This is a genomic window from Leifsonia sp. GW821-FHT13C05, assembly GCF_058806515.1.
On sequence record NZ_JBXAPT010000003.1, the window covers coordinates 380,003 to 390,521 of the forward strand.

Below are 10,519 nucleotides of genomic sequence, written 5' to 3' on the forward strand. Positions count from 1 at the left end.
CACGCCAGAGGAAAGGCAAGAGCGTTTCATCCTCTCCCCCCCCCCCCCCCCACTCTCCATTTATCGTTGCTCGCTGCTGTCTATTGGGGTCCCCGCCGCGAGGGGCCCCGGGCGCCGCCCCGAGCGCAGCGAGGAGCGGCGTTTGGGGGAGCGTGTGGGGCGCAGCCCGACAGAGAGCCGTGACCGTCACAACTTCGTCGTTCCGGAGCGGATACCGCTGGCCGAGACGGACGCACCGTCACCGGAACAACTCCACATGATCGCCCACCCACTCCCGGAAGCTCCGCGACGCCCGCCCCGTGATGCGCGCATACTCCCCGGACACCGCCGGCTCCGTCCCCACGGCTTCCCGCCAGTCCTTCACGATCTGCCTCATCCACACCTCCGGCACGTACTGCGAGAGCATCGCGACCGATTCCGCTTCGGTCTGCTCGATCACCGACACCGTGCGGCCGATCACCTCGCCGATCGTGGTGACCTGTTCGCGCAGCGTCAACCGTTCAGGCCCGGTGAGGATAGGCTTCGCGCCTCGAAGCGTGTCGCCCGTCAGCGCGACCAGCGCAACATCGGCGATATCGGCTTCGTGGATCGGCACCTGCACAGCCTCCGGATACGGCAGGGGTACCGCGCTCTCGCCCTTCACGCTCCAGCTCCACCGCGCCGCGTTGCTGGCGAAACCGCCCGGGCGAAGGAACGTGTAGCCCAGCCCGGACGCCTCGATCGCCCGCTCGACGCGCAGGAATCGGGAACCGTTGAAGTCGTCCGACGCTCCGGGGAGCGTCACCGCCGACGAAGACAGCAGCACCACATCCCGGATGCCCGATCGCACCAGCTGCGCCACCAGCGCCTCCGGATCCTCGAGATCGGCGTACAGGAATACCCGATCCGCTCCCGCCAGCGCCGGCTCGAACGAGGCAGGATCGTTCAGATCCGCGGCGAACACCTCCGCCTCCGACGGCAGGTTCAGCCTCTGCGGGGTGCGGCTCGTCGCCCGAACCGCCATCCCGCGCTCCACCAGTCCAGAGACCACCAGGCTCCCAACGGCACCGCTGGCGCCCACCACCACAACCGACATCCTCTTCCTCCACTCACGAACAACAATCACGAACAACGTTCGCGAACAATGTTCGTATAGAACACCGATCGTGTCAATTGGTACGATCGACCCATGACCGCGTCCACTGAGCCCGTCTCGCGCCGGGACCGACCCGCGAAGGTCCCACTCTCCCGGCAGCTGATCCTCGATGCGGCTCGGCAGCTGATCCGCGAACGGGGAGTGGAGGCGTTCGCGCTCCGGCACGTCGCTGCCGCGGTCCAAACGGGCCCGGCGTCGCTGTACGCCTACTTCGGCAACCGCGACGTGCTCCTCGAGCACGTCCTCGATTCCGCGTACGCCGAGGTGCAACTGGTCGATGCCCGCGACGGCGCGTGGCGGCCGGCGCTGGCGGCGACCATCGTCAACACCATCGAGACCCTCGAGTCGTACCCGGGCCTCGGCGCGGTCGCGCTGGGCGCCATCCCGACCCGTCCGGGAGCCCTCCGCCTGGCGGAGCACGAGCTCACCCTGATGGAACTCGGCGGCATCGACCAGGATGCGGCAGCGCTCGGAGTCGATCTCATCGCCCAGTTCGCCGCCGCGACGGCCATCGAGCGCACGTCGCACCCCGACCGCGGGCGAGGCGACGGAGCCCGCGAACGGGTCAAAATCGTCTACGGCGACGCCGACCCCGCCCTGTACCCCCACGTCGCGAAGCTCGCCGAAGCGCTCACGGGCCCGGATGCGCGCGCCCGCCGCGACTTCGCCATCGACGCCATCCTGAACGGCCTCGCCAGCACGCCGTCCCCGTCGGCCACCGCGCGCCACTGACGCAGCCCCTGTCGGCCCGCCGCGGCTTTCGTGTATACAGAAACCGTGACCACCTTCGAGGAGATCCTCCACCGCAACCTGCTCGGCGTCTTCAACGAACGCGACGAGGCCAGGCGTCTCCCGGTGCTCGCCGAACTCTACGCACCGGATGCGCGGTTCTCCGACCACGACGGCATCGCGGTCGGTCCCGCGGCGATCAACGAGAAGATCCGCGAACTGCATGGCCGCACCCCCGGCTTCGTGTTCGTTCCCGGGGCGTTCCACGAGGTTCAGGACCTCGCTACCGTCGAGTGGTCATACGGGCCGGCCGGCGCGGACCCGGTCGTGCGTGGCACCGACGTGGCGCTCATCCGCGACGGCCGGATCGCCGCCCTCTACGTATACCTGCGGTAGAGGAGCGGCGCGCGGCCGCTTACTCGGTCAGATCCTCGACGCTCGCGCTTCCCGCGTTCGTCTTCACCGACTCGATTCCGTTCTTCGCCGACGCCTTCGACTTATATCCCTCGGACACGGCGATGATCTCGCCGTTGCCCGCCTTCAACCGGAAGCGGTACTCGCCGTTGCTGGACTGATAGATCTCGAACTTCCCGGCCATCGTTCGTCTCCCTGTTCGCTGCAGCTCCTGTGCTGTCAGACGAGCACACCCTAGCGGCAGCGGTCGCTCCCCGTCGAGAGGCAGATTCGTCGACTAACCCCTCGCATCCCCGCCCGTAACGATATATCGTTGACTATCGTTACCGACTCGATCCGGAGGTACATCATGAACACGTCCTTCCCGGCCGGCGCCACCGGCCCCGGACTCAACGCCGACACCATGTGGCAGGCGTTCGAGCAGCTGCGCTCCACCTTCGAAAAGCGCGTCACGCCGCGCATGGGCCGCGGCGATGTCCGCGCCGCCGTCCTCGTGCTGCTCGCCGAGAAGCCCATGCACGGATATCAGATCATCCGCGAGATCGAGGAGCGCAGCGGCGGCAGCTGGAAGCCGAGCGCCGGCTCCGTCTATCCCACGCTGCAGCTGCTCGCCGACGAGGGGCTGCTCACCGCCGAGGAGTCGAACGGCCGGAAGACGTACGCGCTCACCGAGGGCGGTCGCGCCGAGGCGGAGGCCGCCGGTCCTGCGCCGTGGGAGTCCAGCGCGGGCAACGCCGCGGACGGCCCGGGCTTCGGCGCCCTTCCCAAGGCCGCCTTCGAGCTCGCGCAGGCCGCCGGCCAGGTGCGCCGCACCGGCACACCGGCGCAGGTCGACCAGGCCGCCGCGGTGCTCGACGAGGCGCGGCGGAAACTGTATTCGATCCTCGCCCAGGACTGACGCGGGTGTCGTCGGTTCGTCCCGCTCGCCCTGACCCACAGGCACACGCACACGCACAGGGCGCGGGGTCGACGCGCGCCCGCTACCGCCGCATCCTGCGTTTCGCCGGCTGGAATCTGGCCGTGACCTGGTGGTATGAGCTGTTCCTCCCGCGGATCGGCCTGCAGAGGGTCGCCGATCGCACCCGGTCGAAGCGGATGCGGCGCTTCGCCCAGCGCTTCCACGGCCTCGCCGTCGAGCTCGGCGGCCTGATGATCAAGGTCGGGCAGTTCATGTCGTCGAGGCTGGATGTGCTGCCTCCCGAAATCACCGCCGAGCTGGAGGGGCTCCAGGACGAGGTGCCTCCCGTCTCCTTCTCGGCCATCCGGGAGCTGGCGGAGGCCGAGCTGGGCGTCCCGCTCGGCCAGGCGTTCGCGCACGTCGACGAGACGCCGGTCGCCGCCGCATCCCTCGGCCAGGCGCACCGTGCCCGCCTCGCGCCGGCCGACGCGGCGGACACCGGACTCGATGGCGTCGTCATCAAGGTGCAGCGCCCCGGCATCGGCGCGATCGTCGACGTGGACCTCGCCGCGCTGCGGAAGGTCGGCGGCTGGCTCAGCCGGGTGCGGCTCGTGTCCGACCGGGTCGACATGCCGGCGCTGGTGGAGGAGTTCGCGACCACGAGCCTCGAAGAGATCGACTACCTGCACGAGGCCGCGAACGCCGAGCGCTTCGCCGAGCAGTTCGCCGGCGACGCCAGAGTGGCGGTGCCCGAGGTGGTCTGGGAGCGCACGACCAGGCGCGTCCTCACCCTTCAGGACGTGACGGCCATCAAGATCACCGACACCGACGCACTGGATGCGGCGGGCATCGACCCCGCCCAGGTGGCGCCGGTCTTCGCCTCCGTCATGTTCGACCAGCTGTTCACGAACGGCTTCTTCCACGCCGACCCGCACCCCGGCAACATCTTCGTCACGCCGGTCGCGCCCGTCACCGCGGCAGCGTCGCCGGCACCCGACGCACCCGACGCACCCGACGCACCCGGCGCACCCGTCGCCCCGCCCTGGAAGCTGACCTTCATCGACTTCGGCATGATGGGCGAGGTCCCCTCCTCCACCCGCAGCGGCCTGCGCAAGCTGCTGATCGCCGCCGCCTCCCGCGACGGCCGAGGCCTGGTGGATGCGATGCGCGACGTCGGCGTGCTCCTCCCCACCGCCGAGACCACCGAGCTCGAGAAGGCGATGACGCACTTGTTCGCCCGGTTCGGCGGCATGGGTTTCGCCGAGCTGCGCGAGGTCGACCCGCGCGAGTTCCGCGACTTCGCCGTGCAGTTCGGCGACGTCGTGCGTTCGCTGCCGTTCCAGCTGCCGGAGAACTTCCTGCTGATCATCCGTGCGATGTCGCTCACGTCCGGGGTGTGCAGCGCGCTCGACCCGGAGTTCAACCTCTGGGACTCGGTCGAGCCGTACGCCGCCCAGCTGCTCCGCGACGAGCGCGGGAACGTCGTCCAGGATCTCGCGAAGCAGGCCGTCGAGATCGCGGGCATCGCCCTGCGCCTGCCGAAGCGGGTGGATGCACTGCTCGACCGCATCGACGACGGCACCGTCGAGGTCCGCTCTCCGCGACTGGAGCAACGCGTCGCCTCCCTCGACCGCACGGCGAGACGCGTGGTCTCCGCCATCCTGTTCGGTGCGCTGCTCATCTCGGGCGCCGTGCTGCATGCGGGGGAGCCGGTGTTCGGCACCGTCCTGATGGCGCTGTCGGTCCTGCCGTTGCTGCACGCCCTGTTCGCGGGCCGGCGCAGACGCTAGCGGCGCCGGCGCTCGCTACAAACTGTCCGGGTCCAGGTTCAACGACGTGGATGCGTACAGGAACTGGTTCCCGCCGTCTCCCGGCAGATCCGGGTTCAGCCACAGCAGATACTCCACCGGGATCCCGAACCGCGCAGCCACGTCGGTCGGGTTGTCGCCCGGCGCGATCGCATAGCGCTTCGGCGCGCCGCTCGCCGTGGTCGACGAGACCGTTCCCGTCGCGCCCTGCCTGGCCCCGCCATCCACCGGGTGCACGTTCGACTCCCGCACCGGCACCGACCAGTGGATGCTGTTCACCGCCAGCACCTTGTCCGGCCCGAGCTCCTGCGGCACACCGTCGGCGGAGGCCGCAGCCGAGTACGTGACGAGGGTGCCCAGGTAGGACGGCTGCCCGACGTCGCCGAGCAGCGCCGATGACGATGCGCCGGCGGTGGTCGGCCCGCCGAGCGGGTGATCGCCGACCCCGTGGAACGTCAGTCCGTCTCCGACGCTCGGCGGGATCTCCAACAGCGTCACGGACACCGGGACGGGGACCGACGACGTGAACCCGGAGTATTCGGCCGTGTACGTGTTGTTGCCATTCGACACGATCCGGTAGTGGAAGTGGATGCTCCCCTTCGGCGACGCGACGTCCCCCTGTGCGACGACCGTGCCCGCGGCCACCGGTGTCAGCGTCGCGGGCGGGACGGGAGCAGCCGACGGCGTCGCGCTCCCGACGGCGCCGGTCGCCGTGTCGGAGGTCCGCTTCGGCGTCGGCGTCGTCGAATGCGTCGTGTGCCGTGCGCCTGTCGGTGTCGGCTGGGCGCCTCCGAAGAGCGCGCATCCGGACAGAACGCCCGCAATCACCGCTCCGACGCCCAGCGCCGTCGCGAAACGGCGCGTCTTCCCCCTGTGAACCATGCTTCTCCCCGTGTGGCTCCGACGAGCCTAGCGGGGCGGCGGGCGGAAGCGACAGAGCGTCGCAGCCGCCCGCCGGAATATCACGCGCTCAGCAGAACCTTGCCGACGCGCCCTGCCTCGTTGCTCGCCGCGACGGCCGCGTCGATCTGATCCAGCGGGTACATCCCCGCCACCGGCAGCGTCAGGGTGCCGTCCGACACCCGGGCGATCAGCTCGCCGAACAGCTTCCCGCGCACGTCCGCCGGCATCTCCTTGCTGACGACGCTGCCCCAGAATCCCTTGACCGTGGCCTGCTTGAAGATCACGTCACCGGATGCGAGTTCCAGCGTCGGCGACGCCATCGCGCCGAACACCACGAGCGTGCCGTTGACCGCGAGCGTCGAGAGCACGTCCCCGGCAGACGATCCGCCCACCGAGTCGATCCCGACCGAGATCGGGGCGCCGCCGGTGAGCGCTGCGAGTTCGTCGCGCCAGCCGTCGCCGTCCGTCGCGATGACGCGGTCGATCCCCTGAGCGCGCAGCTCGTCGACACCGGCAGCGCGCCGCACGAGTCCGACCACGTTGATGCCGCGCGCCGCGCCGAGCTGGGCGACCATCCGGCCGACCGCGCCGTTCGCAGCGTTCTGGATCAGCCAGTCGCCCTCGTGCAGATCGAGCGAGTGCAGCAGGCTGAGCGCGCTGAACGGCATCGAGACCAGTTGCGCTGCCGACTCGTCCGGCAGCGCATCCGGGACCGGGATGAGACCGGCCGCGTCGGCGACGAAGTACTGCGCCCACACGCCGAAGGTCCCACCCGTGACGACCCGCTGGCCGACCGCGAGCGTGTCGACGCCCTTGCCGAGCGCATCCACGATGCCGACGGCCTCGGTTCCGGCCTGCGCAGGCAGCGACGGCTTGAAGCCGTATGTGCCGCGCACCGTCCAGAGGTCGTGGTTGTGGATGGGGGAGAGCAGCGTCCGCACGCGCACCTGGCCTGCGCCGGGCTGGGGGAGCGGCCGCTCTTCGACGGCGAGGACCGTCTCCGGGGCGCCGAACTCGTGGTGCACGAGCGCCTTCATCGTCTCGGTCGCCATGGCTCAGTCCTCCGAGACGGTGATCGTGACGTCGATGTTGCCGCGCGTCGCGTTCGAGTACGGGCACACCAGGTGCGCGGCGTCGGCGAGCGACTGCGCCTCCGACGCCTCCAGGCCGGGGAGGACGACCTCGAGCAGCACAGACAGCTGGTATCCGCCTTCGCCGTTCGGGCCGATCTGCACGCGTCCGCCGACGGACGAATCGGTCAGCGTCACCTTCTTGCTGCGCGCGACCGCCTGCAGGGCGGAGTGGAAGCAGGCCGCGTATCCCGCGGCGAACAGCTGCTCCGGGTTTGTGCCTGCCCCGGAGCCTCCCATCTCCTTCGGAACGGCGAGGTCCAGTGCGAACGAGTTGTCGCTTGTGGCGACGCGCCCGTCACGGCCCGCTCCTGTCGAGAGGGCTTCTGCGGTGTAGAGGACGTTCATCGGTGCCTTTCTTGTGCTTTTCAGTGCTCGACCGGCTGGTGCGCGCTCACGGCGTGCATCGTCTCGGTGAGATGGTGGAGTGTTCCGATCAGGGCCGCTGCCGACTTCTCATCGGGCAGGCCTGTTCCCGCGGCGATCCTGGCCGGGATGTGCGCGAGCTCGGAACGCAGTTCCCGCCCGCGGTCGCCGATGGCGACCGTGACGACGCGTTCGTCCGGCTGCCGCCGTTCGCGCCGCACCAGCCCGGCCTGCTCCATCCGGCGCAGCAGCGGGGACAGGGTCCCCGAGTCCAGCTGGAGGTGGTCGCCGAGCGAGGAGACGGTCTGGTCGCCTTCGATCCACAGCGTCACGAGCACGAGGTACTGCGGGTAGGTGATTCCCCACGGTTCGAGCAGCGAACGGTACGCCTGAGTCGTCGCACGGGTGGCGGCGTACAGGGAGAAGCACACCATCTCATCGGTCACGGGCATATCTCGATGATTGCACGCAATTGAGTTGTGCACAACCTATCGGCGTGAATCGCGCTTGCTAGGCTCGCTGACCATGCCTGCCTCTCCGCCGCCCGCCGTCGACACCTCGCTCCTGACCGCGGTGCGCACCCTCCGCGGCCCGCGCCTTCGGCTGGAGCCGCTCGGCCCCGAGTACCTGGATGCGGTTTGGAGTGGACTGCAGGATGACGAGACCCTGCGTCTCACCGGCACCCGCACCCGGTTCGAACGGGATGCGGTGGCGCGTTACCTCTCCTCCATCCAGTCGGCCGACGACCGGGTCGATTGGGCCATCGTCGACGAGGCGACGGGGGAGTACCTCGGCGAAATCGTGCTCAACGAACTGGAGGAAGAGGATGCGGCGATGAACTTCCGGATCGCCCTCCTCCCTGGGAACCCGGGCAAGGGATACGGCACGGAGGCGACCACGCTGGCTCTCGACCACGCGTTCCACGAGCTCGGCCTGCACCGCGTCACGCTGGACGTCTACTCCTTCAACCCGCGCGCCCAGCGCTCGTACGAGAAGGCGGGCTTCGTCGTCGAGGGGCGCCAGCGCGACACCCTCTACTGGGACGGCGAGTGGGTGGACTCCATCCTCATGTCCGTGCTCAGCACCGACACGAGGCCGTCCTACCTGCCATAAGGACGCCCGGGCGTGTCGCCCGAATTGGGGTACAAACTCGTGTCCTCCATTTGACCCATAGACGGAACATTCTGGCTAGGCTCTGACCGAAACGCAGTCACGTCAACCCGAAGGACACGCTGTGAACCCGAACACCCTTTCCTACAACCATGCCCACGACGAGGCCCGACGACAGCTCCGGCGTCACGAACGCGACCTGCAGTGGGCGAAAGATCGCCGCCGTCAGCAGGAACGCGAGCTGGCAGAGGCGCGCGCACTCCTGGCCGCCAGCCCGGCGACCCTCGTCTGGACTCCGCTGACCATCGCCGCCGTCCTGCTCGTCGCAGACGCCGTGCTGGTCTGGGGCGTGCTGAACTCCTCCCTGCTCGGAAGCACCGGCTTCATCGCCGTGTGGGCGGGCGCGGCCTTCGCGGCCATCGTGATCGCGAAGGTGACCGTCTCCCTCGTCCGGCTGCACGGCCGGCGCCGGGCGGCGCGCAAGCGGGTGCAGGTGCGGGATGCGCGCCTCGCGCACACCCAGTTCCACATCGAGGAGAGCCTCGGCTCGTTCATCGACGGCCACCAGGTCGCCCGCGCCACGCGCTGACCAGAGCCCGCCTACTCCTCGCCGACGTCGATCCCGGCTGCCACCGCCGCCTCCCGATATGCGGTGGCCAGCTGGGGGAGCGAATAGTGCGCGTTGAGCCCGCTCGGGCTCGGCACCACCCAGACAGTGGATGCGCCGAGCATCCTGTCCTGTCGGCCGGGCACCGCGCGTGGCTCAGCGAAGGCGATGCGGTATGCGGTCACGCCGAGCAGCGCGATCACGCGCGGATGGTACGTCTCCGCCACCCGCTCGAGTCGCCCCCGCCCGGCGATCAACTGCTCGTCGGTGAGTTCGGACGCCTTCGCCGTCGCGAAGTTCACCAGGGTGGTCAGCCCGACCTTCCGGCGCGCGAGGTGGTCGAGGTCGTCGGGGAGGAAGCCCTCGGACGAGTCGATCACTCTGTCGGTGATCCCGGCCAGCCTCAGCGCGGGGTAGAAGCGGTTGCCCCGGTTGGCGAAGCTCGCTCCGATGGCCGCACTGCGCAGTCCGGGGTTGATGCCGGCGAAGACGAGTTCAACTCCGTCGCTGAGAACGTCCGGCAGTTCGGCGCCCCGGTAGGACTCGAGCTCCGCGCGCGTGAACCTCACGCCGCAGCATCCGGATGCTCGCGGAAAAGTCCTGCCAGCACAGCGGCTTCGCTGATGTCCGGGTCCTTCGTCGCGGTCAGGAGCGTGAGGGTGCCCGCCGCGGCGATGCCGCGCAGCCGCTCCAGGATCTCCGCCCGCTGCGGATCGGCGAGCTCGGCCGTGTATCGCTCGGCGAACTCGTCGAAGCGGGCGGGGATGTGCCCGTACCAGGTGCGCAGTTCGGTGGACGGGGCGATCTCCTTCTCCCACGCGTCGAGGTGGGCGCGCTCCCTGCTCACGCCGCGCGGCCAGAGGCGGTCGACCAGTACGCGTGTCCCGTCGTCTGTGCTTGGCTCCTCGTAGATGCGCCGGACCCTGACGCGTGGTGTGTCGGTCATCGTCGTGTCCTCCGCTCGCGTGCCCTCTGCCCCAGCATCCTCGCATCCGGTGCGGAGCGCGGATAGGGTCGGGGAGGGACGTCGGATCCCCGCAAACGCCGCCGTTTGGTGGACCTGTGGCCCCGACTTCTTCGCGACGCGCCCGGGATGCAACCGTGATTTGCCACCATTCGCGGTAATGCGTAAAGTACTTACTTGTCACCCCAAAGGTGCGGGAGAGCGGAACTGCTCCCCGGCCTCAAGCGGGACCACATCCCCGGTTTTCTTCTCGAATATCCGAGGGTGGTTATCCTCCACTTACTGAGCTGATCGTCATGCTCGGTCGTGTGATCGGTTGCCTGTTTCAGGCGGCCAGGTTGCGACCGGCTGATTTGACAGGATGGCTTCGAGTGGTAGGGTTGACAGGTTGCCCCATTTTGACCGTGTGATGCGGGATGGTGGGAGCGTCCGATCCTTGAGAACTCAACAGCGTG

At 69.2% G+C, this 10,519-nt stretch carries 14 protein-coding genes; 6 read left to right on the plus strand and 8 right to left on the minus strand.

Annotated elements, in window-relative coordinates; genetic code table 11:
* Nucleotides 1-238: 238 nt before the first annotated feature.
* Complete coding sequence (locus AC1ROC_RS12150; RefSeq protein WP_493000396.1) at nt 239-1,075, minus strand: NAD(P)H-binding protein; 837 nt, start codon at nt 1,073-1,075, stop codon at nt 239-241.
* Between the two features lie 93 nt (nt 1,076-1,168).
* On the opposite strand from AC1ROC_RS12150, the gene AC1ROC_RS12155 reads away from it, so the two are divergent.
* Both AC1ROC_RS12155 and AC1ROC_RS12160 read left to right on the plus strand, forming a co-directional pair.
* On the plus strand, nt 1,169-1,867 hold the full coding sequence (locus AC1ROC_RS12155) for a TetR/AcrR family transcriptional regulator (protein ID WP_493000398.1): 699 nt from the start codon (nt 1,169-1,171) through the stop codon (nt 1,865-1,867).
* Nucleotides 1,868-1,912: 45 nt separating this feature from the next.
* Nucleotides 1,913-2,260: a nuclear transport factor 2 family protein gene (locus AC1ROC_RS12160; protein ID WP_493000400.1), complete on the plus strand. Its 348-nt coding sequence runs from the start codon at nt 1,913-1,915 to the stop codon at nt 2,258-2,260.
* Between the two features lie 19 nt (nt 2,261-2,279).
* Here the strand turns inward: AC1ROC_RS12160 and AC1ROC_RS12165 are convergent, their stop codons facing one another.
* A complete protein-coding gene (locus AC1ROC_RS12165; RefSeq protein WP_085371400.1) occupies nt 2,280-2,462 on the minus strand; it encodes a YegP family protein in 183 nt (60 codons plus the stop codon).
* Between the two features lie 165 nt (nt 2,463-2,627).
* Between AC1ROC_RS12165 and AC1ROC_RS12170 the strand changes: the two genes are divergently transcribed.
* Together AC1ROC_RS12170 and AC1ROC_RS12175 are read left to right on the plus strand one after the other, a co-directional pair.
* Nucleotides 2,628-3,176, plus strand: a complete 549-nt coding sequence (locus tag AC1ROC_RS12170) for a PadR family transcriptional regulator (RefSeq protein WP_493000420.1) — start codon at nt 2,628-2,630, stop codon at nt 3,174-3,176.
* A 5-nt stretch (nt 3,177-3,181) separates the two neighbouring features.
* A complete protein-coding gene (locus AC1ROC_RS12175; protein ID WP_493000402.1) occupies nt 3,182-4,966 on the plus strand; it encodes an ABC1 kinase family protein in 1,785 nt (594 codons plus the stop codon).
* Between the two features lie 15 nt (nt 4,967-4,981).
* Here the strand turns inward: AC1ROC_RS12175 and AC1ROC_RS12180 are convergent, their stop codons facing one another.
* The 4 genes from AC1ROC_RS12180 to AC1ROC_RS12195 all read right to left on the minus strand — a co-directional run bounded on the left by AC1ROC_RS12180 (nt 4,982) and on the right by AC1ROC_RS12195 (nt 7,835).
* A complete protein-coding gene (locus AC1ROC_RS12180) occupies nt 4,982-5,866 on the minus strand; it encodes a LysM peptidoglycan-binding domain-containing protein (protein ID WP_493000404.1) in 885 nt (294 codons plus the stop codon).
* A gap of 80 nt (nt 5,867-5,946) precedes the next feature.
* Entirely contained in the window at nt 5,947-6,924 is a 978-nt protein-coding gene (locus AC1ROC_RS12185; protein ID WP_493000422.1) for a zinc-binding dehydrogenase, read from the minus strand.
* Nucleotides 6,925-6,942: 18 nt separating this feature from the next.
* Complete coding sequence (locus tag AC1ROC_RS12190; protein ID WP_085371404.1) at nt 6,943-7,365, minus strand: organic hydroperoxide resistance protein; 423 nt, start codon at nt 7,363-7,365, stop codon at nt 6,943-6,945.
* 20 nt (nt 7,366-7,385) lie between these two features.
* Entirely contained in the window at nt 7,386-7,835 is a 450-nt protein-coding gene (locus tag AC1ROC_RS12195) for a MarR family winged helix-turn-helix transcriptional regulator (protein WP_179150889.1), read from the minus strand.
* A gap of 73 nt (nt 7,836-7,908) precedes the next feature.
* Between AC1ROC_RS12195 and AC1ROC_RS12200 the strand changes: the two genes are divergently transcribed.
* Nucleotides 7,909-8,496, plus strand: a complete 588-nt coding sequence (locus AC1ROC_RS12200; protein ID WP_493000407.1) for a GNAT family N-acetyltransferase — start codon at nt 7,909-7,911, stop codon at nt 8,494-8,496.
* A 121-nt stretch (nt 8,497-8,617) separates the two neighbouring features.
* Entirely contained in the window at nt 8,618-9,082 is a 465-nt protein-coding gene (locus AC1ROC_RS12205; protein ID WP_493000408.1) for a hypothetical protein, read from the plus strand.
* An 11-nt stretch (nt 9,083-9,093) separates the two neighbouring features.
* Here the strand turns inward: AC1ROC_RS12205 and AC1ROC_RS12210 are convergent, their stop codons facing one another.
* Nucleotides 9,094-9,669 (minus strand): mismatch-specific DNA-glycosylase, encoded by a 576-nt coding sequence (locus AC1ROC_RS12210; RefSeq protein ID WP_493000410.1) that lies wholly within the window; start codon nt 9,667-9,669, stop codon nt 9,094-9,096.
* On the minus strand, nt 9,666-10,046 hold the full coding sequence (locus tag AC1ROC_RS12215; protein ID WP_493000412.1) for a DUF488 domain-containing protein: 381 nt from the start codon (nt 10,044-10,046) through the stop codon (nt 9,666-9,668). Before AC1ROC_RS12215 ends, AC1ROC_RS12210 begins: the two co-directional genes overlap by 4 nt.
* Nucleotides 10,047-10,519 lie beyond the last annotated feature (473 nt).

What these genes read in the sequence shown, in the direction of transcription:
- AC1ROC_RS12150 (WP_493000396.1), bottom strand. Translation starts at nt 1,075, where the DNA reads ATGTCGGTTGTGGTGGTGGGCGCCAGCGGTGCCGTTGGGAGCCTGGTG.
- AC1ROC_RS12155 (WP_493000398.1), top strand. Translation starts at nt 1,169, where the DNA reads ATGACCGCGTCCACTGAGCCCGTCTCGCGCCGGGACCGACCCGCGAAG.
- AC1ROC_RS12165 (WP_085371400.1), bottom strand. Translation starts at nt 2,462, where the DNA reads ATGGCCGGGAAGTTCGAGATCTATCAGTCCAGCAACGGCGAGTACCGC.
- AC1ROC_RS12170 (WP_493000420.1), top strand. Translation starts at nt 2,628, where the DNA reads ATGAACACGTCCTTCCCGGCCGGCGCCACCGGCCCCGGACTCAACGCC.
- AC1ROC_RS12180 (WP_493000404.1), bottom strand. Translation starts at nt 5,866, where the DNA reads ATGGTTCACAGGGGGAAGACGCGCCGTTTCGCGACGGCGCTGGGCGTC.
- AC1ROC_RS12185 (WP_493000422.1), bottom strand. Translation starts at nt 6,924, where the DNA reads ATGAAGGCGCTCGTGCACCACGAGTTCGGCGCCCCGGAGACGGTCCTC.
- AC1ROC_RS12190 (WP_085371404.1), bottom strand. Translation starts at nt 7,365, where the DNA reads ATGAACGTCCTCTACACCGCAGAAGCCCTCTCGACAGGAGCGGGCCGT.
- AC1ROC_RS12195 (WP_179150889.1), bottom strand. Translation starts at nt 7,835, where the DNA reads ATGCCCGTGACCGATGAGATGGTGTGCTTCTCCCTGTACGCCGCCACC.
- AC1ROC_RS12200 (WP_493000407.1), top strand. Translation starts at nt 7,909, where the DNA reads ATGCCTGCCTCTCCGCCGCCCGCCGTCGACACCTCGCTCCTGACCGCG.
- AC1ROC_RS12215 (WP_493000412.1), bottom strand. Translation starts at nt 10,046, where the DNA reads ATGACCGACACACCACGCGTCAGGGTCCGGCGCATCTACGAGGAGCCA.